Origin of the sequence: Streptomyces sp. NPDC127100, assembly GCF_042724095.1 — a bacterium.
Classification (GTDB): domain Bacteria; phylum Actinomycetota; class Actinomycetes; order Streptomycetales; family Streptomycetaceae; genus Streptomyces.
This window is the reverse complement of record NZ_JBHXFL010000019.1, coordinates 1-18,191: the sequence shown is the minus strand read 5'-3', so window position 1 is coordinate 18,191 and position 18,191 is coordinate 1. Positions and strand designations below refer to the sequence as shown.

22 protein-coding genes are annotated in these 18,191 nt (G+C 73.7%); 13 read left to right on the top strand and 9 right to left on the bottom strand.

Annotation, left to right across the window (positions count from 1 at the left end; translation table 11 throughout):
* Window positions 1-83: 83 nt before the first annotated feature.
* Window positions 84-1,163, bottom strand: coding sequence for a hypothetical protein (locus tag ACFWJB_RS18945; RefSeq protein WP_386923474.1), 1,080 nt, complete (start codon window positions 1,161-1,163; stop codon window positions 84-86).
* 80 nt (window positions 1,164-1,243) lie between these two features.
* On the opposite strand from ACFWJB_RS18945, the gene ACFWJB_RS18940 reads away from it, so the two are divergent.
* The 7 genes from ACFWJB_RS18940 to ACFWJB_RS18910 all read left to right on the top strand — a co-directional run bounded on the left by ACFWJB_RS18940 (window position 1,244) and on the right by ACFWJB_RS18910 (window position 7,448).
* Window positions 1,244-1,765 (top strand): MarR family winged helix-turn-helix transcriptional regulator, encoded by a 522-nt coding sequence (locus ACFWJB_RS18940; RefSeq protein ID WP_386923472.1) that lies wholly within the window; start codon window positions 1,244-1,246, stop codon window positions 1,763-1,765.
* Between the two features lie 64 nt (window positions 1,766-1,829).
* Window positions 1,830-2,435 carry a sulfite oxidase-like oxidoreductase gene (locus ACFWJB_RS18935; RefSeq protein ID WP_385461686.1) on the top strand — a complete coding sequence of 202 codons (606 nt, stop codon included), beginning with the start codon at window positions 1,830-1,832 and terminating at the stop codon, window positions 2,433-2,435.
* Window positions 2,436-2,487: 52 nt separating this feature from the next.
* Window positions 2,488-3,207 carry a ferredoxin reductase gene (locus tag ACFWJB_RS18930; protein ID WP_386923578.1) on the top strand — a complete coding sequence of 240 codons (720 nt, stop codon included), beginning with the start codon at window positions 2,488-2,490 and terminating at the stop codon, window positions 3,205-3,207.
* Between the two features lie 225 nt (window positions 3,208-3,432).
* A complete protein-coding gene (locus ACFWJB_RS18925) occupies window positions 3,433-4,017 on the top strand; it encodes a DUF3592 domain-containing protein (RefSeq protein ID WP_385461689.1) in 585 nt (194 codons plus the stop codon).
* Window positions 4,018-4,288: 271 nt separating this feature from the next.
* Window positions 4,289-5,257 carry an acetylxylan esterase gene (locus ACFWJB_RS18920; RefSeq protein ID WP_385461692.1) on the top strand — a complete coding sequence of 323 codons (969 nt, stop codon included), beginning with the start codon at window positions 4,289-4,291 and terminating at the stop codon, window positions 5,255-5,257.
* A 110-nt stretch (window positions 5,258-5,367) separates the two neighbouring features.
* Window positions 5,368-6,534 carry a serine hydrolase domain-containing protein gene (locus tag ACFWJB_RS18915; RefSeq protein ID WP_385461695.1) on the top strand — a complete coding sequence of 389 codons (1,167 nt, stop codon included), beginning with the start codon at window positions 5,368-5,370 and terminating at the stop codon, window positions 6,532-6,534.
* A gap of 173 nt (window positions 6,535-6,707) precedes the next feature.
* On the top strand, window positions 6,708-7,448 hold the full coding sequence (locus ACFWJB_RS18910; RefSeq protein WP_385461698.1) for a GntR family transcriptional regulator: 741 nt from the start codon (window positions 6,708-6,710) through the stop codon (window positions 7,446-7,448).
* A gap of 15 nt (window positions 7,449-7,463) precedes the next feature.
* On the opposite strand, the gene ACFWJB_RS18905 is transcribed toward ACFWJB_RS18910, so the two are convergent.
* Window positions 7,464-8,189: a class I SAM-dependent methyltransferase gene (locus tag ACFWJB_RS18905; RefSeq protein WP_386923468.1), complete on the bottom strand. Its 726-nt coding sequence runs from the start codon at window positions 8,187-8,189 to the stop codon at window positions 7,464-7,466.
* A gap of 4 nt (window positions 8,190-8,193) precedes the next feature.
* A complete protein-coding gene (locus ACFWJB_RS18900) occupies window positions 8,194-8,778 on the bottom strand; it encodes a PadR family transcriptional regulator (protein ID WP_386923466.1) in 585 nt (194 codons plus the stop codon).
* A 68-nt stretch (window positions 8,779-8,846) separates the two neighbouring features.
* Between ACFWJB_RS18900 and ACFWJB_RS18895 the strand changes: the two genes are divergently transcribed.
* The 3 genes from ACFWJB_RS18895 (at window position 8,847) to ACFWJB_RS18885 (ending at window position 12,086) form a co-directional block, all read left to right on the top strand.
* Window positions 8,847-9,239 carry a nuclear transport factor 2 family protein gene (locus tag ACFWJB_RS18895; protein WP_385461707.1) on the top strand — a complete coding sequence of 131 codons (393 nt, stop codon included), beginning with the start codon at window positions 8,847-8,849 and terminating at the stop codon, window positions 9,237-9,239.
* Between the two features lie 409 nt (window positions 9,240-9,648).
* Window positions 9,649-10,788, top strand: coding sequence for a transcription termination factor Rho (rho, locus tag ACFWJB_RS18890; RefSeq protein ID WP_386923463.1), 1,140 nt, complete (start codon window positions 9,649-9,651; stop codon window positions 10,786-10,788).
* A gap of 110 nt (window positions 10,789-10,898) precedes the next feature.
* Window positions 10,899-12,086, top strand: coding sequence for a D-alanyl-D-alanine carboxypeptidase family protein (locus tag ACFWJB_RS18885; protein WP_386923461.1), 1,188 nt, complete (start codon window positions 10,899-10,901; stop codon window positions 12,084-12,086).
* Between the two features lie 21 nt (window positions 12,087-12,107).
* Here ACFWJB_RS18885 and ACFWJB_RS18880 read toward each other — a convergent pair whose 3' ends face one another.
* Complete coding sequence (locus tag ACFWJB_RS18880; RefSeq protein WP_386923459.1) at window positions 12,108-13,031, bottom strand: glutaminase; 924 nt, start codon at window positions 13,029-13,031, stop codon at window positions 12,108-12,110.
* Window positions 13,032-13,147: 116 nt separating this feature from the next.
* Between ACFWJB_RS18880 and ACFWJB_RS18875 the strand changes: the two genes are divergently transcribed.
* Complete coding sequence (locus tag ACFWJB_RS18875; RefSeq protein WP_385461719.1) at window positions 13,148-14,206, top strand: fatty acid desaturase family protein; 1,059 nt, start codon at window positions 13,148-13,150, stop codon at window positions 14,204-14,206.
* 34 nt (window positions 14,207-14,240) lie between these two features.
* Here the strand turns inward: ACFWJB_RS18875 and ACFWJB_RS18870 are convergent, their stop codons facing one another.
* The 4 genes from ACFWJB_RS18870 to ACFWJB_RS18855 all read right to left on the bottom strand — a co-directional run bounded on the left by ACFWJB_RS18870 (window position 14,241) and on the right by ACFWJB_RS18855 (window position 16,384).
* Window positions 14,241-15,077, bottom strand: coding sequence for an undecaprenyl-diphosphate phosphatase (locus ACFWJB_RS18870; protein WP_386923457.1), 837 nt, complete (start codon window positions 15,075-15,077; stop codon window positions 14,241-14,243).
* An 82-nt stretch (window positions 15,078-15,159) separates the two neighbouring features.
* Window positions 15,160-15,534, bottom strand: a complete 375-nt coding sequence (gene crcB, locus ACFWJB_RS18865; protein WP_385461725.1) for a fluoride efflux transporter CrcB — start codon at window positions 15,532-15,534, stop codon at window positions 15,160-15,162.
* Window positions 15,531-15,920 (bottom strand): DUF190 domain-containing protein, encoded by a 390-nt coding sequence (locus ACFWJB_RS18860; RefSeq protein ID WP_385461728.1) that lies wholly within the window; start codon window positions 15,918-15,920, stop codon window positions 15,531-15,533. Before ACFWJB_RS18860 ends, crcB begins: the two co-directional genes overlap by 4 nt.
* Window positions 15,917-16,384: a fluoride efflux transporter FluC gene (locus tag ACFWJB_RS18855; protein ID WP_386923455.1), complete on the bottom strand. Its 468-nt coding sequence runs from the start codon at window positions 16,382-16,384 to the stop codon at window positions 15,917-15,919. Before ACFWJB_RS18855 ends, ACFWJB_RS18860 begins: the two co-directional genes overlap by 4 nt.
* A 367-nt stretch (window positions 16,385-16,751) precedes the next feature.
* Here ACFWJB_RS18855 and ACFWJB_RS18850 point away from each other — a divergent pair, with 367 nt between their 5' ends.
* Window positions 16,752-17,210 (top strand): ATP-binding protein, encoded by a 459-nt coding sequence (locus ACFWJB_RS18850; RefSeq protein ID WP_386923453.1) that lies wholly within the window; start codon window positions 16,752-16,754, stop codon window positions 17,208-17,210.
* Window positions 17,211-17,217: 7 nt separating this feature from the next.
* Here the strand turns inward: ACFWJB_RS18850 and ACFWJB_RS18845 are convergent, their stop codons facing one another.
* Complete coding sequence (locus ACFWJB_RS18845) at window positions 17,218-17,577, bottom strand: helix-turn-helix transcriptional regulator (RefSeq protein ID WP_385461737.1); 360 nt, start codon at window positions 17,575-17,577, stop codon at window positions 17,218-17,220.
* 104 nt (window positions 17,578-17,681) lie between these two features.
* On the opposite strand from ACFWJB_RS18845, the gene ACFWJB_RS18840 reads away from it, so the two are divergent.
* The gene (locus tag ACFWJB_RS18840) at window positions 17,682-18,065 is read left to right on the top strand and encodes an STAS domain-containing protein (protein WP_386923451.1); all 384 of its coding nucleotides are present in this window, start codon (window positions 17,682-17,684) and stop codon (window positions 18,063-18,065) included.
* Window positions 18,066-18,191 lie beyond the last annotated feature (126 nt).

Here is an 18,191-nt window from a genome sequence, read left to right as displayed (position 1 = left end):
CCGACACAGCGGTAATGGGTCTCACCTCCCAGGTGTCCGGCGGCCGGGACGGTCCGCGGCCGTCGGTCACACTACCCCAACGATCAGACGCCGACGGTCTCCTCGGCCTCTTCCTCCGCCTCCTCCCGCTCCTCTTCCCCGGCCTTCCCGCCGGCTGCCGCTTCCGCCTGCTCCCCGTCCGGCCGCGCGTGCTCCGGACGGTCCGGGGCGACGGCCCGCTCGCGGAGGGCGGCGACACCGGTCACCACGAGGCCGAGCAGCAGCCAGGCGACCAGCGTCCAGACGCTGCGGCCCAGTCCGTCGCCGTCGAAGTACAGCAGGCTGCGGATGCCCTCGACGAAGCCGGCGCCGTTCCAGAAGGCGTGCAGGGTGCCGAAGAAGCCGTTCTGCAGCTCGGGCCGGAACAGGCCGCCGGAGGAGGTGAAGTTGAGCATCACGAACAGCACCATCATGGCGAGGGTGGTCCACCGCTTGAGGAAGGTGTGCAGACCCACGCCGATGAACAGGATGCCCGCGGCGTAGAGCCAGGCCATGCCCCACAGGCCGGCCAGGTCGTGGTGCGCGAGGTGGAAGACGGGCCCGGCGAGCAGGGCGCCGATGCCGGCGACCACGGCCGAGACGCCGAGCGTCAGCAGGGCGCGGATCCGCATCGGCAGCGCCGACCCGGCGGCGCCGAGCGCGGCCACGGAGGCGTAGGAGCCGATGCTCACCGCGATCAGCAGGAAGAACAGGCCCTGTCCGGTGGGGTCGTCGTCGACCGGGACGGCGACGTCGGTGACCTTCAGCGGGACACCCTGCCGCTCGGCGAGCGGGGTGAAGACCTTCTCCGCGGCCAGGGCGCCCATGTCGGAGGCGGCGGTGGCCACGACGGCCTCGGGCGCCTTCCCGCCGGGCACGTAGACGCCGGTGATGGCACGGTGCCGGAGCAGGTCGACGGCGTCGGCCCGGGTCGGGACGGTCCGTACGTCGAGCGCGTCGCCGCCTTCGTCCTTGACCGTCTGGGCGAGCACCTTGGCCTCGGGGCCGGAGCCGACGACGGCGACCGGCAGGTGGTTCGGCTCGGGGGTGACGAAGGCCCCCATGTAGGCGAGCCCCATCCCGATGCACATCAGCAGCGGAGTGATCAGGTGTGTGAGCACGTGGCGCAGGGCGTGCGACCTCATCGGCCCGCGACCTCCAAAGGTTGGCTTATACAACTCATCTTCAAGTTGTACTATACAACCAACACTGCGAGGGAGGATCCGTGACGGCAGCCGACAGGCCCGACGAGACGACCGCCACCCCCGGCGCCCGTGCGGCGGACGCGGCCGTGGAGACCATCCAGCGGGAGATGACGGCCTTCGCCCGCCGTGCCCGCGCCTCGGCGGGGCGCATGCACCCCGAGCTGTCGCTGGTGTCGTACACGCTGCTGGGGCACCTGGAGGAGCGGGACGGCTGCCGGGCCACGGACCTGGCCGCCCACTACGCCCTGGACAAGTCCACCGTGAGCCGCCAGGTGGCCGCCCTGGAGCGCATCGGCCTGGTCGAGCGGCGCGTCGACCCGGACGACCACCGCGTCCAGGTCCTGCACCTGACGGACGCCGGCCGCAGCATCCTGGCGCAGGTCACCGAGAGCCGCAGGACCGCCTTCCGGGAACGGCTCGCGGACTGGTCCGCCGAGGACCTGACCCGCTTCGCCGCGTACCTGGAGCGCTACAACGCGTGGCAGCAGGCCGGGCCCGGCGAGGACCGGGACCGAGCTGCCGTCGCGGGCACGTACCGTTGACCGCGTACGCACCGATCACGCCGACCGCGGGCCCTCCTCCCCGTCGGCCGAAAGGCCCCGCCGCATGAACACCACCCGAGGCTTCACCGGGCGCGCGCGCTCCGCCCGGCCCGGGCTTCCGCCCGGCCAGTACGACGCGGGCGACGACTGGCCCGTACTGTCCGCCGAGGTCACGCCCGACCTGGCCCCCGACGACTGGTCCTTCCGCGTCGGCGGGCTGGTGGCCGGGCCCCGCACCTGGAAGTGGGCCGATCTCGACGCCCTGCCCCCCTCGGCCTACGCGGGCGACATCCACTGCGTGACCGGCTGGTCGAAGTTCGGCGTGCGGTTCGCGGGCGTGTCCCTGGACACCTTCCTGGACGCGGCCGGTCCGCTGCCGGCCGCCACGCACGCCGTCGCCTACGCCCACACCGGCTACACCGCGAACCTGCCGCTGGCGGACCTGACCGGCGGGCGCGCCTGGATCGTGCGGGAGTACGACGGGCGGCCGCTGGCCCCCGAGCACGGCGGTCCGGCGCGGCTGGTGGTGCCGCACCTGTACTTCTGGAAGAGCGTCAAGTGGATCGCGGGCCTGGAACTCCTCGACCACGACGAGCCGGGTTTCTGGGAGCAGAACGGCTACCACGCACGCGGCAATCCCTGGGAGGAGCAGCGGTACTCCGGTGACTGAGACGGTGACGACACACAGGGCACCCGCCTTCACCCCACCGACGCGGTTCGCCGTGCCCGGGCGCATCGAGGTGGACGGCGGGGCGGCCGGGACGTGGCAGACGGCCACGCTGACGGAGATCCGCCGCGAGACGCCACGCGCGGCCACCTTCCGGCTGGCGGTGCCCGGCTGGGCGGGCCACCTGCCCGGCCAGCACCTGATGCTGCGGCTGACGGCGCCCGACGGGTACGTGGCCCAGCGCCACTACTCCCTGGCGTCCGCACCCGACGACTCGGGGCACATCGAGCTGACCCTCGACCACGTGGCGGACGGCGAGGTGTCGGGCTGGTTCCACACGGTGGCCCGGCCCGGTGACCGGATCGAGGTGCGGGGCCCGCTGAGCGGCTTCTTCGCCTGGCCCGGCGACCGTCCCGCACTGCTGCTCGGCGCCGGCTCCGGCGTGGTGCCGCTCATGTCGATGGTGCGCCACCGGCGGGCACGGGGACTGCGGGTGCCGGTGCGGCTGCTGGTGTCGGCGCGCAGTCCGGAGGAGCTGATCTACGCGCGGGAGTTCGGCGCGGAGACGACGCCCCTGTTCACCCGGAGCGCTCCCGAGGGGACGCCGGTGGGGCGGCTGGCGGCCACGCACCTGGCGCCCCTGCTCGCCGACCCGCCCGCCGGGGGCTGGGAGGCGTACGTCTGCGGCTCGAACTCCTTTGCGGAGCACGCCTCGCGGCTGCTGGTGGCGGCGGGACAGCCGGTGGACCGGATCCGCATCGAGCGCTTCGGCTGACCCCGCGGCGGGCCGTGTTTCCCCGGCTCTCCGGTGGGGCACTTGGGCGGCGGCACGGCCGTCCGGCGACGCGGCGCGAGCGACGCGTCGGACGGTGAGCGGTACCTGCCGGACGGGCATCCAACCTGTGCGGACACTCGCACGCGTGACGCGACGGGGACGACGGCGGCCCACGCACGGCCACTTGTCCGGTCCTCCGGTCGCGGTGATCGCGAGGAGGTCGACATGCGAACAGGGGTGCGCGGCTGGCGCTGGCGGCGCAATCCGCTGCGGCGCCGGTCGGACGTCGTCGAGGCGTGGACCGCTCTGGTCGTCGCCGTCCTGCTGGTCGTCGGTGCCCCGCTGCTGGGGGCGGTCGCGGCCCGGTGGGCCCAGGGAACGGCGCAGGCGGTCGCGGCGCAGCAGCGCGCCGAGCGCCACCGGGTCCAGGCCACGGTGGTCGAACGCCTCCCCGAGACCCTGTCGTCGGTGGAGGGCGGCGGGCAGCAGACGTACCACGCGACCGTGCGCTGGACCGCGCCGGGCGGTGACGCGCGGACCACCACGAGCCAGGTCCCGGCCGGTGCCCGGCAGGGCGACGTGGTCGCCCTGTGGCTCGACGCCCGCGGCCGGAACGTGCCGCCGCCGGCGGGCGAGTCCGCGGTCTGGGAGCACACCGTCACCGTCGGCGCGTTCACGGCGCTGGGTGCCGCCCTCACGGTCCTGCTCGGCAACTGCGTCGTGCACCGGACGGCGCTCCGGCGCCGGATGGCCGAGTGGGAGCGCGACTGGGCGCGCACGGAACCGCGGTGGACGCACCGCCGGGCATGACGCCGGCGCCGCCGCCCGCACGCCTCGGGGCCGGCTTCCGGCGCGGGTGACCCGACGACCTGGCCCGGCCCGGCCGGGCGCCCGGCCACGTCGTGACCGCTCCCGGAACCGGCGCACCCCTGTGACCAGTGACGTCGCGGGGTCACTCGGTCGCTGCACCGCGCCCGGGGCGGAGCCGGGTCCGGCAGGACCTGGTCAGTCGTCCGACCATTCACGTACGGTGTGATCATCAGTACGGTCCGGCACTGTCTCCCCGCAAAGGCGGTTCTCGATGGCCCTGTTCGACCTCTCGCGCGAGGAACTGCGCGCGTACCGCAGCGAGTCCGCTGAACCCGGGGACTTCGACGCGTTCTGGGGCAAGACGCTCCAGGAGGCACGCGCACACGACCTCGACGCCCGCTTCGAACCGGTCGACACGGGACTGTCCACGGTACGGGTGCACGACGTGACGTTCGCGGGCTTCGGCGGTCACCCGGTGAAGGGCTGGCTGATCCTGCCCGCCGCGGCCGAGGAGCCGCTGCCGCTGGTCGTGGAGTTCGTCGGGTACGGCGGCGGGCGCGGGCTGCCGCACGAGCATCTGCTGTGGGCGTCCACGGGCCGGGCCCACTTCGTGATGGACACCCGCGGCCAGGGCAGCGCGTGGGGCGGCGGTGGCGGGACCGCGGACCCGGTCGGGGGCACGCCCGCGTACCCGGGCTTCATGACCCGCGGCCTCGACGCCCCGGAGAACTACTACTACCGCCGTGTCTTCACCGACGCGGTGCGCGCGGTCGAGGCGGCCCGCTCGCACCCGCTGACCGACCCGGCGCGGACCGTCGCGCTCGGCAGCAGCCAGGGCGGCGGCATCGCGATCGCGGTCGGCGGCCTGGTGCCGGACCTGGCGGCCGTCGCGCCCGACGTGCCGTTCCTCTGCGACTTCCCCCGCGCGGTGACGCTCACCGACCGCCACCCGTACCGGGAGGTCGGCCTGTACCTGAAGACGCACCGCGGCCGTACCGAGGACGCCCTGCGCACGCTGTCCTACTTCGACGGCGTGCACTTCGCGGCGCGCGGCCGGGCTCCCGCCCTGTTCTCGGCGGCCCTGGAGGACCAGACCTGCCCGCCGTCGACCGTCTTCGCGGCCTTCAACGCGTGGGCGCAGGAGGACAAGGCGATCGAGGTCTACGACTTCAACGACCACGAGGGCGGCGGTCCCTACCAGGAGGCCGCGAAGCTCCGCTGGCTGCGCTCGTACGCCTGATCCCGGGCGGGCGGTGTTCGCGGGCTTCCGCCCGGTCCGACCAGTCGGTACGTTCTTCGGGCCCGGACCGTGACACGGCGGTCCGGTTCCCGGCGTACGACGGAGGGCCCATGGCAGAGCACGAGGCACCGGTTCACGGCCGCTGCGACGCCCGCTTCGCGGCGGTGCGCACCGCGTTCGAGGAGAACTTCCGGGAGCGGGGGGAGCTGGGCGCCGCCGTGACCGTCACCGTCGACGGCGCGACGGTGGTGGACCTGTGGGGCGGCTGGGCCGACGAGGCCCGCAGCCGTCCCTGGGAGCGCGACACCCTGGTGAACCTGTGGTCGACCTCCAAGGGCCCGACCGCCCTGTGCGCCCACATCCTCGCCGACCGCGGACTGCTCGACCTCGACGCGCCGGTGGCCGCCTACTGGCCCGAGTTCGCCGCCTCGGGCAAGGAGAAGGTGCTCGTACGGCATCTGCTGTCGCACCGCGCCGGACTGTCCGGCCTGCGGGAGCCGCATTCGGTGGCCGAGCTGTACGACTGGGCGGCGACCACCGCGCGCCTGGCGGCCATGGAGCCCTGGTGGGAGCCGGGCACCCGGTCCGGCTACCACGCGGTCACCTACGGTTTCCTGGTCGGCGAGGTCGTGCGGCGGGTGTCGGGGCTGCTGCCCGGCGCGTTCCTCGAGCGCGAGGTGACCGGACCGCTCGGGATCGACTTCAGCGTCGGACTGCCCGAGCGGGAGGCGGGCCGGGCGGCCGAGCTGGTGCATCCGCGCGCCGCGGCCGGCAGCGAACAGGCAGCGGTCCTCTCCCAGTTGGCTCCGGCGGCCCTCGCCGCGCTGGCCAATCCCCCGGTGGGTGCGGCGGAGGCCAACACGGCCGCGTGGCGGGCCGCCGAGATCCCGGCGGCCAACGGGCACGGTACGGCGCGCGCGGTGGCCGCGCTGTACGGGATCTTCGCGGGGCGGGGCGAGTACGGGGGCCGCCGGGTGCTGTCCCCGGAGGCCGCCGAGCGGGTGCGCGAGGGGCAGGGCGCCTGCCGCGACCTGGTGCTCGGTGCCGGTTTCGCACACGAGACGGAGATCGGGCTCGGACTGTGGCTCAGCGGCCCGAACGGCTCCTACGGGCCCAACCCGCGCGCTTTCGGACATGACGGCTTCGGCGGGTCCTGCGGTCTGGCGGATCCCGAGGCCGGGGTCTCACTGGGCTACGCGATGAACCGCATGGGGCCGCACATCGCCGACGACCCCCGGAAGATGGCGCTGGTGGAGGCCCTGTACGGCGCCCTGTGAGCGGCCGGGGAGGGGCGGGCGGCACGGTGGCGCACCCGGACGGCGTGCCGTGCGGGCGGCCGGTTCCGGCCGAACCGGCGGGCCGCACTTCCCTACTGGTTTAGACCAATGGTACTTCTGGTGGCGCACCGAGCCGGCACGGCTACCGTACGTCACCCACAGGAGGGCTCGGCATGGCCCGCACCACCCCGCACGACCACTCTCTCCCCCACGCGCCGTCACCCCTGTACCGGCAGGTCGCCGGACGGCTGCTCGACGAACTGCGGTCCGCCACGCCCGGCGGACGGCTGCCCGGCGAGCGGCGGCTGGCCGAGCGGTTCGGGGTCAGCCGGGAGACGGTGCGCCAGGCACTGGAGGTGCTGCGCCGGGACGGCCTGGTCGTCACCGACCGGCGCGGCACCCATGTCACCCTGCCGGGGCCGCCCGCCGGGAGCCCGGCGGCCCTCGCCTTCCCGGTCGGCTCCCGGGCGGCCGAGCCGTGCAGCGGCGACCGGGCCGGCGTCGCCTGGGAGGTCCCGCCGCCGGAGCACGCCGCGGCGCTGGGGCTGGCGCCCGGCCGGCCGACCCTGGTGCACCGCTACGTGTCCGCGGCCCCGGACGGGAACGGCCGGCGGACGGCCGTGACCTCGTTCTCCGCCGTGGCACTGGCCGAGGTCGAGGAGCTGGCCCGCTATCGCGGCCGCGCCGACGGCCGCGCCTGCGCGCAGCTGCGCCGGGCCTACGACTGGATGCGCGGGGCGGGGCTGGCCCTGCACCACCGCGACACGATCACCCGGCTCGCGGACACCCCGGCGGTCCGGGTCACCAGGCGGGTGCACGACCAGTACGCGCGCCCCCTGGAGATCACCGATCTGGTGGTGGACGCCCGGCAGGACGCGCTCGTCTACGAGTTCGTCCTGCCGGCGGCGGGCTGATACGGACCGTGGCCCTCACGGCAGCCGGCGGGCCGTGACCAGCCGGGCACGGGGGCTCCCGTCGGGCCGCACCCCGAAGGCGGGCAGGGCGTGCAGGTCGGCCCGGAATCCGGCGCGTGCCAGCTCGCGGCCCACGTCGCCGAGCCGGAACGTCCGGTAGTACATGACGAACGGCGGCTTCCACAGCGCGTTGCGCACGCGCATCGCCGCGTCGAAGCCCAGCAGCGTCCAGTACGCCCGGGAACCGGGGCGGGACGGGGCACCCACGGGGAAGGCGAAACAGCCGCCCGGCCGCAGGACGGAGCGCACCTGGGTGAACAGGCCCGGCAGTTCGCGGGGCAGGAAGTGCCCGAACGCCCCGAAGCTCACCACGAGGTCGAACACGGGCCCGAACGGCAGGGCACGGGCGTCCCCGCGCACCCAGGAGACCTCGGGGCCCTCGGGCAGCGGGCGCCCGCGCGCGGCGGCCAGCATGCCCGCGCTGAAGTCGACGCCCGTGACGCGCTCCCGGCACACCCGGCCGAGGACGCCCATGCCGGCGCCCGTGCCGCAGCACAGGTCGAGCCCGGTGCCGAACGGCCCCATCGGCTCCAGCGCCGACGCCACGGCGTCCAGCACCCGGTCCGGTGTGCGGTACGGGGTGTGGTCGAACTTCGGGGCGAGCAGGTCGTAGCCGTGCTCGACCGACGACAGCGCCTGGACGGCGAGTTCGCGCAGGGTGGGGCCTTCGGGGCTGAACATCCGGTCAGCCTAGGGGCTGTCGCGCCGACCCCGCGGGAGCGCGCCGTTCCAGCACCGCGAGGACGCGCTCGCACCAGCGGACGTTCTCCTGCTCGAAGGTGATTCCGGCGGCCAGGGTGAGGTAGGGGCCCACGCGGTCCGCGTCACGCAGGTGCTCCTCCTCCGTGCGGCCGCCGAGGAGGCGCTCGCGGACGCGTTCGTAGCGGGCGAGCTTGCCCAGGGCCCAGGACCTGCGCTCCTCGACCAGCGCACGGACCTCCGCGGGGTCGACGCCGTCCATGGCCTGGATCTTGATCAGGAACTCGTCGCGGACGGCGGTGGGACGCCTGGTCGGCGCGGCGGCGAAGGCGTTCAGCCGCTCCCGGCCGGCCCGCGTCAGCGAGAACAGGCGCTTGGTGGGCCGCCGCTCCTGCGGCACCGTCCGGGACTCGATCAGCCCCTCGGCGGCGAGGCGGTCCAGCTCCCGGTAGAGCTGCTGGGGGGTCGCGGGCCAGAAGTTGGCGAGCGAGACGTCGAAGACCTTGGACAGCTCGTAACCCGATGCCTCGCCCTCCAGCAGGGCGGCCAGGACGGCGTACTTGAGAGACATGTCGACACGCTAGCAAGAACTGGCTACCCTACTCCGCACTTATTCAAATAGTTTAATAGGGAGGAACGATGCGGGCATTCCGCGCGGCCGTCGAGGCGCACGACATGGACGCCGTCGAGGCGCTGCTGGCCGAGGACGTGGTCTTCACCAGCCCGGTCGTGTTCAAGCCGTACCGCGGCAGGGCGATCACGGCGGCGATCCTGCGCGCGGTCGAGCGCGTCTTCGAGGACTTCCGGTACGAGCGGGTCATCGGCGAGGCGGACGGCCCCGACCACGCACTGGTGTTCAGCGCGCGGGTCGGCGACCGGGAGATCGGCGGCTGCGACTTCCTGCACCTCGACGAGGCCGGCCGCATCGACGAACTGACCGTGATGGTGCGGCCGCTGTCGGGCGCTCAGGCGCTGCAGGCCGCCATGGCCGCACAGTTCGAGCGGATCGCCGAGGAGGCCGGCGGCGCCTGACGGTCGCGCACCGTCCAGGGCCCCGCCGGGCGCCGCGCCCCGGCGGGGCTTCGGCCCGTGCGGCACGGAACACGCGCGGCACCGGCCGCGTTCCCCGGGTGCGACGGTCCGGCCGTCCCGCCCTCCCACCACTGCGCCACCCATGGTGGTACAGTGCGAGGAGCACTTGTGCACGCCCCTCCCTCTAAGGGTTTCTCCGGGCGCCGGTGCGATTCTCCCTTCGGTTCGCCGACCCGCCCGTCCTGATGCGACCGGCGCGTCCGCTTCCCGGCACCACCTCGTGAGCAGGGTTCTCCCCTCGAGGTCCGAGGTGCCGTTCCCCGCCGTCCCCAGGGCGTCGTCCGACCCCACGCACGGCTTTCCCCTCCTCCTCCGTATGCCTCGTGCCCGCGTCCGCGAAAGGACCACCATGACCACCACACTCGAACGCCCCCCTGCGCAGCAGTCCCCGGCCGACATCGCCTCCGGCGTCCTCGACATCGACGCGGCAGGCAAGGGGCGCCTGCGTACCGGAGACCTGCTGCCCGAGCCGTCCGACCTCGCGCTCTCCCCGGCGCTGATCCGCCGTCACGGCCTGCGCAAGGGGGACCTGGTCGAGGGCGTACGCGGCGACCGCCGCGCCCTGACCGACGTCGTCCGGGTCAACGGGCGCACGCCCGCGGGACAGGACGGCCGACGGCACTTCCGGGACCTGACCCCGCTGCACCCGCACGAGCGGCTGCTCCTGGAACACCCCGCCTCCGGCCTGACCGGACGCCTCACCGACCTGATCGCCCCGGTCGGCAAGGGCCAGCGCGGCCTGATCGTCGCCCCGCCCAAGACCGGCAAGACCGTCCTGCTCCAGCAGATCGCCGCCGCCGTCGCCGGCAACCATCCCGAGGCCCACCTGATGGTGGTGCTGCTCGACGAACGGCCCGAGGAGGTCACCGACATGCGGCGCTCCGTCCGGGGCGAGGTGTACGCCTCGACCTTCGACCTGGGCGCAAGGCAGCACATCGCGCTCGCCGAGCTGGTGATCGAGCGGGCCAAGCGGCTGGTCGAGGCCGGCGAGGACGTCGTGATCCTCCTCGACTCCCTCACCCGGCTGTGCCGGGCGCACAACAACGCCGCCGCCTCGGGCGGCCGCACGCTCAGCGGCGGTGTCGACGCCGGGGCGCTGCTCGGGCCGAAGCGGTTCTTCGGGGCCGCCCGGAAGGCGGAGGAGGGCGGGTCGCTCACCGTGCTCGCCACCGCACTGGTGGAGACGGGCTCGCGCGCGGACGACTTCTACTTCGAGGAGCTCAAGAGCACCGGCAACATGGAGCTGCGGCTCAGCCGGGAGCTCGCCTCCCGGCGCGTCTTCCCGGCCGTGGACCTGGCCGGCTCCGGCACCCGCCGCGAGGAGCTCCTGCTCACCACCGCCGAGTCGACGACCGTACGGGGGCTGCGGCGGGCCCTGCAGTCCCGGGACGGGCAGTCCGGCCCGGAGGCGCTGCTCGAACGGATGCGCCAGACGCCGGACAACGCCACGTTCCTGCGGCTGGTCCGGCCGACGCTGCCGGCCGACTGACGGCACGGCGGGCAGCGCAGGCCGCGGCCGGCAGGGCCATCCGGGTGCTCGCGGGCGCGGCTCGGCCCGGGCAGCGTGGCGTCGTGAGGGCACATTCCTACGTTTGCGGTATGACTATCGGCTTTTCATCACGGGCGACTCGGTCCACCTGCGTGCTCTGCGTCGCGGGTCTGCTGACGCTGGCGCCCGCCGCCGCGGCCGCCCGTCCGGTGCGGCCGGACGCCGGTGCGCCCGGTGCGCCCGGTGGGCCGAGGGCCGCGGCACCGCAGCCGTCCCTGCTCGACCGCCCCGGTACACAGGTCCGGCTCCACCCCGGCGCGCCGGCGGTCCCCGATGTCTCCGCGCTGGCCTGGGTGGTGGCGGACGCCGGCAGCGGCGACGTGCTGGCCGCGCACGACGCGCACCGCAAGCTGCCGCCGGCCAGCACCCTGAAGACCCTGTTCGCGCTCACGGTGCTCCCGGTCCTGCCGGGCGGCCTCAGCCACCGGGTGAGTACCGAGGAGCTGTCGGACATCGGCCCCGGCAGCAGTCTGGTCGGCGTCGTGGAGGGCCGCACGTACCAGGTCTCCGACCTCTGGAACGGCGTGTTCCTCAACTCCGGCAACGACGCCGTCCGCGTCCTCGCCTCGCTCGTCGGCGGCTGGAGCGCCACCGCCGCCCGGATGCAGGCCGAGGCCCGTGCCCTCGGGGCCCGCGACACGCACGTCCTTTCCCCCGACGGCTACGACGCGCCGGGCCAGGTCTCCTCGGCGTACGACCTGGCGGTCTTCGGGCGCGCGGGGCTGCGCAACCCGGACTTCGCGCGGTACTGCGCCAGGATCGACGCGATGTTCCCGGACGGCGACGGGGACTCGTACGGGATCATGAACACCAACCGGCTGCTCACGGGCGCGGACGGGGTGGAGGCCTACCCGGGGCTGATCGGCATCAAGAACGGCTACACCAGGAGCGCCGGCAACACGCTCGTCGCCGCGGCCCGGCGGAGCGGGCTCACCCTGGTGGTGACCGTGATGAACCCTCAGGAGGGCGGCGGCCTCGCCGTGTACGAGGAGACCCGCTCGCTGCTCGACTGGGGGTTCGGCGCCACCGGACGGGTCGACCCGGTCGGTTCGCTGGAACCCGGCGGCATCCGGCCGCGGCCGGGCCCCGAGTCCGCGCCCACGACGGCGAGCGCGCAACCGGCCCCGGGCGAGCCGGGCCGGCCGGACACCGGCGTGCTGCTGGGCACGGCGGGGCTCGGCGCCGGCGCCCTGGCACTGGCCCTGTGGCTCAGGTTCGGCCGGCTGGAGCGGGACTGACCGGCCGGCCGCCGGGCCGGGTCAGAACACCGACAGTCCCGTCAGCGTCGTGAAGCGGTCCAGGGCCGCCACCCCGGCGACCGAGTTGCCCCGCTCGTCCAGACCGGGGCTCCACACGCACAGCGTGCAGCGTCCCGGTACGACCGCGATGATGCCGCCGCCGACCCCGCTCTTGCCCGGCAGGCCCACCCGGTAGGCGAAGTCGCCGGCCGCGTCGTACGTCCCGCAGGTCAGCATCACCGCGTTGACCTGCTTGGCCTGGCTGCGGCTCAGCAGCCGGGAGCCGTCGGCGCGGACCCCGTGCCGGGCGAGGAACCCGGTGGCGAGGGCGAGGTCGGCGCAGGAGGCGGCGACGGAGCACTGGCGGAAGTACTGCTCCAGCAGCACCGGTACGGGGTTGTCGATGTTGCCGTAGGACGCCATGAAGTGGCCGAGGGCGGCGTTCCGGTCGCCGTGGGCCGTCTCGGACGCGGCGACCTCCTCGTCGAAGGTCAGCTCCGGGTTGCCGCTCTCGGCGCGCAGGAAGGCGAGGAGCTCGCCCGCCGCGTCGCCGGTACGGGTGTGCAGCCGGTCGGTGACGACCAGCGCACCCGCGTTGATGAACGGGTTGCGCGGGATGCCGTTCTCGTACTCCAGCTGCACCAGCGAGTTGAACGGGTTGCCGGACGGTTCGCGGCCGACGTGCTCCCACAGCGCGTCGCCCTCGCGGGACAGGTCGAGGGCGAGGGTGAAGACCTTGGTGATGGACTGCGCGGAGAACGGCTCCCGCCACTCCCCCACGCCGTACACCGTGCCGTCCGGCTCGGCGACGGCCATGCCGAAGCGGCGGGGGTCGCAGGCGGCGAGCGCCGGGATGTAGTCGGCGGGCCGGCCGCTGCCCGGGGTGCGCTCGATCTCCTCGGCGATGCGCTCCAGGATCGGCTGGAAGGTCGTCGGCGTGCTCATGGTCACCATCTTCCCTCCGGGTGCGACCCGGCGTCCGGGAGGTGGGGTCAGCCACACCGTCCCTTCGGGGGCAGACGTCATTCTGCGGGCGGCCGCGCCTTCACATACTGAGGCGCATGGCCAATCCAACGATGCTCATCGAGACGTCAGACCCCCGCGAGAAAGAGGAGCGACGGGAGAAGGGAAGCGACTTCGCCGAACTGTCACGGCGCATAGCCGGCGCGGGGCTGCTGCGGCGGCGCCCGCTGTATTACACGGTGCGTTTCGGTACCGTCGCCCTCGCGCTCGCCGGCGTCGTCGCGGCCTTCGCCGTCCTGGGTGACAGCTGGAGCCAGCTGGCCGTCGCCGCGTTCTCCGCCGTCGTCTTCGGTCAGCTCGGACTCGCCGCCCACGACCTCGCCCACCGGCAGGTCTTCTCGCGCCGGCGTCCGAGCGAGGCGGGCGGTCTGCTGGTGGCCAACCTGTTGCTGGGCATGAGCTACGGCTGGTGGATGAACAAGCACACCCGTCACCACGCCCATCCCAATCACGAGGAGAAGGACCCGGACGTCTCCCCCGACATCCTGGTCTGGTCACGGCGTCAGGCGAGCAGGGCCACGGGGCTTCCGCGTTTCGTCGGAAGGCATCAGGCGGCCCTGTTCTTCCCGCTGCTGACGCTGGAGGGCCTGAACCTGAGTTTCAACAGTTTCAAGGCGTTGCGCAGCCCGTCGATGAAACGGCCGGTGCTGGAGGGGACGCTGCTCGTCGCCCATTTCGTCCTCTACTTCGGCGGCCTCTTCACGGTCCTCTCCCCCGGCCGGGCGCTCGCCTTCGTCGCCGTGCACCAGGGCCTGTTCGGGATCTACCTCGGTTCGGTCTTCGCGCCCAACCACAAGGGCATGCCGATGATCGAGGAGGGCACGCGGCTCGACTTCCTGCGCCGGCAGGTACTCACCTCCCGCAACGTGCGGGGCGGCGCCTTCGTCGACGCCTTCATGGGCGGTCTCAACTACCAGATCGAGCACCACCTGTTCCCCAGCATGCCCACGCCCGCCCTCGCCGAGGCCCAGGTCCTCACCGAGCGGTACTGCGCCGAGCTGGGCGTCCCGTACCACCAGACGGGGCTGCTCGCCTCGCACCGGGAGGCGCTGCGTCACATGCGCAGCGTCGGCGAGCCGTTGCGCGACGCCCGCTGAGGCACCCGGCCGTCGGGGACCCTGCGCGCGGCGGTCAGCTGTGCAGCACGCCCGTACCGAGCAGCCCGAACAGCAGGACGCCGACCACGATCCGGTAGACGACGAAGGCGTCGAAGGAGTGCTTGGCGACGAATCTCAGCAGCCAGGCGATGGAGGCGTAGGCCACGCCGAAGGACACGAGCGTGCCGACGGCCAGCGGGGCCGCGCCCGCTCCGGTGCCGAGGGCGTCCTTCAGCTCGTACAGACCGGCGCCCGTCAGGGCGGGGATGCCGAGGAAGAAGGAGAGCCGGGTGGCGGCCACCCGGTCGAGGTCGAGCATCAGCGCGGTGGACATGGTGGCGCCGGAGCGGGAGAAGCCGGGGAAGAGCAGGGCGAGGATCTGGGAGCCGCCGACCAGCATGGCGTCCTTGAACGAGGTGTCGTCCTCGCCCCGCTTGTGCCGGCCGGTCCGGTCCGCCACCCACATGACGCCGCTGCCGGCGATCAGCGAGCCCGCGACCACCCACAGCGAGGCGAGCGGGCCTTGGATCAGGGGCTTGGCCGCCAGGCCGACGACGACGATCGGGACGGTCGCGAGGATGACCCACCAGGCGAACTGGTAGTCGTGGTGGTAGCGCTCCTCGCGGTCGCGCAGGCCGCGCAGCCAGGCGGAGACGATCCGCAGGATGTCCTTGGAGAAGTAGACGAGCACGGCGGCGATGGCACCGACCTGGATGACGGCCGAGAAACCCACGACGGCGTCGTCGTCGACGGGAATGCCCATCAGTCCCTCGACGATCTTGAGGTGACCGGTGGAGGAGACGGGCAGGAACTCGGTCACCCCCTCGACGGCTCCGAGGACGACGGCCTGACCGATGCTGATGACGCTCATGGGATCCAGTTCTGCTCGGGGCGGGCGCGGGGCGACAGTCGCGGACGGGCCAGTCCTACTACACGCAGGTCAACGCCACGTCTTACGCCCAGAGCGCGTCGGCCAGCGTCACCCCCGCGAAGGCCGCGCCGAGGCCGGCCGCCACACTCGCCGCCACGTTGACGGCGGCGTGCAGGCGCGCTCCCGTCCCGGTCAGCCGCAGCGTCTCGTAGGAGAAGGTCGAGTACGTCGTCAGGGCGCCGCACAGGCCGGTGCCGATCAGCAGCTGGAGGCGGGAACCGGCGGCCCCCGCCAGCACCGCGCCGGTCAGCACGCCGAGGACGAGGGATCCGGCGACGTTCACCGTGAAGGTGCCCCAGGGGAAGACCGAGTCGTGCCGGGACTGCACCGCGCGGTCGGTGAGGTAGCGGAGCGGAGCGCCGACCATGGCACCCGCGACGACCAGCAGCCAGTTCACAACGACTTCTCACCCTTCGTGTCCGACCCGTCCGGCCCATCGGGCGCCTGTCCGCGGCCGGTGTACCGGACGACCTCGCAGTCGTCGAGGATCACCAGGCCCTCGGTGACGAGCTCGTCGAGCTGCGGCAGGAAGGCGCGTACGCGCTCCTCGGTGTCCACGACGACGACGGCCACCGGCAGGTCCTCGCTCAGGGACAGCAGCCGGGTGGTGTGGATCAGCGACGAGGCGCCGAAGCCCTCGACGCCCCGGAAGACGCTCGCGCCGGCGAGGCCCGCCCGGTGGGCCCGGTGGACGATCTCCGTGTACAGGGGCCGGTGGTGCCAGGTGTCGTTCTCGCCGACGAGGACGGTCATGCGCAGGGCGTTGCCGGTGAGCCGTGTCATGGCTGCCTCCGCTCCAGGACGCGGCGGGTCGCCCATGCGGCGAGGCCCACCGCCGTGAGGGCCGCGACCGGGGTCGCGGCGAGGTAGGCCAGGCCCGTGCCGGCGTGGCCGGTGGCGAACAGCTGCCTGCTGTCGACGGCGTAGGTGGAGAAGGTGGTGAAGCCGCCGAGCACGCCGGTGCCGAAGAACGGCCGGACGAGGCGGTGGGCGGCCCACACGTCGGTGATCACGACCATGAACACGCCGATCACGGCGCAGCCGGTGACGTTGACCCAGAACGTCGCCCAGGGGAAGCCGCCGGGGTGGACGGGCCATCCCAGCGAGACCGCGTAGCGGGCGACGGCGCCGATGCCGCCGCCGAGCGCCACGACCCCGACGACCGGTGCCTGTGCCCGTACACGCCGGCGTCGTGGTGGCGGGGCGGGGCGCGTCCGGCCGAGGCGGTCCGTCTCCGGGGCTGTCATGGTCGTACGTCTCCTACTCGCCGGGCATGGGGGTGCCCCCGTTCGCAAGTAGGGACCGTTGGCGGCCGCTGTGCCGCGGTTCGGGTACGGCGGGCCCCACCGCCGCGCCGCGCGCACCGGCGCGGCTGTGCCGGCCAGCCTAACGCCGGGGACCCGCCCGGGGCACCTCGGGGGCGGGGCCGGCGCCCGCGGCCGTCGGCCCGGCCGGCGATGGCACGGGCGGCGAGGGCACGGGCGGCGTTCCTGGAGTGGACGGCCGCCCGTCGGGTAACCGGACGACGAAACAGTCCGAAAGCGGCGAAAGTGGCGAGTGCGGCAAGGAGGCCTCGCGCGGCCACCCCGCCGAGCCCTGCAGGAGGCAGCCGACATGAGCACCGACGAGCACGTCCCGCTGTGCTACGGCGAGGCCTGGGGGCAGGGCGCGGCCCGCGCCGCCGACGCCCGGCGGGCCCTGCGCGTCTTCCTCGACCACGCCCCGGACGCGGGCGGCGCGGCCGTGCCGGCCGACGTGGCGATGGACGCGGAACTCGCCACCAGCGAACTGGTCACCAACGCCCTCCGGCACGCCCCGGGCCCCTGCGGCATGAACCTGCGCCTGTCCGGCGACCTGCTGACGATCACCGTGTGGGACAGCTCCACCGGCGCGCCGGCGGCCCGGAAGGCCGACCCGCGCCGCATCGGCGGGCACGGGCTGCATCTGGTGCACACCGTCAGCGCCGGGGTCGCCGTCGCCTTCCGCGCCACGGGCAAGCTGATCACCGCTCACCTTTCCCTGGCGCCGCGCCACGCCGGCGGGACCGCCTCCCCGGCCGTCCCCTCGCACTGAGCGCCCGCTACCGGGTACCGCCGGCACCGGCCAGGCGGGGCGACAGGGTGCCGGGCCGCGCGCGGTCGGTCTCGTCCTGGACGAGCAGGGAGAGCAGCGCGGCGACCGACAGTCCCGCCTCCGCCGGGTGCCGCAGCACCTTGTCCGGCTCGATGCGGTAGGTGTTCGTACGTCCGTCGCGCGTGTGCGAGAGGTATCCGTCCTGCTCGAGGTCGGAGATGATCCGCTGGACGGCGCGCTCGGTGAGCCGGCAGTGGGCGGCGATGTCGCGGATCCGGACGTTCGGATTGTCGGCGATGGCCGCCAGTACACGCGCGTGGTTGGTGACGAACGTCCATCCGGTGTGAGATTCAGGCACTTCAACCATGCACAGCATTCTACGGACCGCACTTGCCTGACACTGGTTACCTGACATATTTTTCGTGCAACGGATGACAGGATCCGGTGGAGCGGCACAGGAGGGACCCGAGGGTGTCTTTGGACGAAGCGGTCGCGAGGTGCTCCGGCGGAGCCCGCGGGAGCCGGGCGCAGGCTCCGGACCAGACCGTGGTGGTGCAGTACGAGCGGTGCGGCGCCCGGGTCGTCGGCGCACGGGGTTCCTACGACATGTACTCGGTGCCGCCCCTGGCGGACGCGCTGGACGCCGCGGCCAGGGAGTGTCGGAGGGTGGTTCTGGACGCCTCCGGCATCACCTTCGCGGACTCTGCGCTGGTGAACCTGCTGGTCCTCACCCACCATGCGGCGGACCTGCGCATCGCCGCGCCGACGCAGCAGGTGCGGCGGCTCCTGGAGCTCACCGCGCTCGACACGGTGCTGAAGGTGCGGGCGACGGTGGAGGAGGCCGCCGCCTGCTAGGGGGTGTCTGACAAATGAGCGCGGGAGAAGGAGCGGCGTCCGGTGCGTGCGATCGCAAGGCGCCGGAGCGCCCTCGTGGCGGAGCCACGTGGGCGGTCCGGCAACGCGGCGAGCGTGCGTACCGGG

What these genes read in the sequence shown, in the direction of transcription:
- ACFWJB_RS18925 (WP_385461689.1), top strand. Translation starts at nt 3,433, where the DNA reads ATGCGAACAGGGGTGCGCGGCTGGCGCTGGCGGCGCAATCCGCTGCGG.
- ACFWJB_RS18910 (WP_385461698.1), top strand. Translation starts at nt 6,708, where the DNA reads ATGGCCCGCACCACCCCGCACGACCACTCTCTCCCCCACGCGCCGTCA.
- ACFWJB_RS18850 (WP_386923453.1), top strand. Translation starts at nt 16,752, where the DNA reads ATGAGCACCGACGAGCACGTCCCGCTGTGCTACGGCGAGGCCTGGGGG.
- ACFWJB_RS18905 (WP_386923468.1), bottom strand. Translation starts at nt 8,189, where the DNA reads ATGTTCAGCCCCGAAGGCCCCACCCTGCGCGAACTCGCCGTCCAGGCG.
- ACFWJB_RS18900 (WP_386923466.1), bottom strand. Translation starts at nt 8,778, where the DNA reads ATGTCTCTCAAGTACGCCGTCCTGGCCGCCCTGCTGGAGGGCGAGGCA.
- ACFWJB_RS18870 (WP_386923457.1), bottom strand. Translation starts at nt 15,077, where the DNA reads ATGAGCGTCATCAGCATCGGTCAGGCCGTCGTCCTCGGAGCCGTCGAG.
- ACFWJB_RS18855 (WP_386923455.1), bottom strand. Translation starts at nt 16,384, where the DNA reads ATGACAGCCCCGGAGACGGACCGCCTCGGCCGGACGCGCCCCGCCCCG.
- ACFWJB_RS18885 (WP_386923461.1), top strand. Translation starts at nt 10,899, where the DNA reads ATGACTATCGGCTTTTCATCACGGGCGACTCGGTCCACCTGCGTGCTC.
- ACFWJB_RS18920 (WP_385461692.1), top strand. Translation starts at nt 4,289, where the DNA reads ATGGCCCTGTTCGACCTCTCGCGCGAGGAACTGCGCGCGTACCGCAGC.
- ACFWJB_RS18945 (WP_386923474.1), bottom strand. Translation starts at nt 1,163, where the DNA reads ATGAGGTCGCACGCCCTGCGCCACGTGCTCACACACCTGATCACTCCG.
- ACFWJB_RS18895 (WP_385461707.1), top strand. Translation starts at nt 8,847, where the DNA reads ATGCGGGCATTCCGCGCGGCCGTCGAGGCGCACGACATGGACGCCGTC.
- ACFWJB_RS18875 (WP_385461719.1), top strand. Translation starts at nt 13,148, where the DNA reads ATGGCCAATCCAACGATGCTCATCGAGACGTCAGACCCCCGCGAGAAA.
- ACFWJB_RS18915 (WP_385461695.1), top strand. Translation starts at nt 5,368, where the DNA reads ATGGCAGAGCACGAGGCACCGGTTCACGGCCGCTGCGACGCCCGCTTC.
- ACFWJB_RS18935 (WP_385461686.1), top strand. Translation starts at nt 1,830, where the DNA reads ATGAACACCACCCGAGGCTTCACCGGGCGCGCGCGCTCCGCCCGGCCC.
- ACFWJB_RS18880 (WP_386923459.1), bottom strand. Translation starts at nt 13,031, where the DNA reads ATGAGCACGCCGACGACCTTCCAGCCGATCCTGGAGCGCATCGCCGAG.
- ACFWJB_RS18845 (WP_385461737.1), bottom strand. Translation starts at nt 17,577, where the DNA reads ATGGTTGAAGTGCCTGAATCTCACACCGGATGGACGTTCGTCACCAAC.
- ACFWJB_RS18860 (WP_385461728.1), bottom strand. Translation starts at nt 15,920, where the DNA reads ATGACACGGCTCACCGGCAACGCCCTGCGCATGACCGTCCTCGTCGGC.
- rho (WP_386923463.1), top strand. Translation starts at nt 9,649, where the DNA reads ATGACCACCACACTCGAACGCCCCCCTGCGCAGCAGTCCCCGGCCGAC.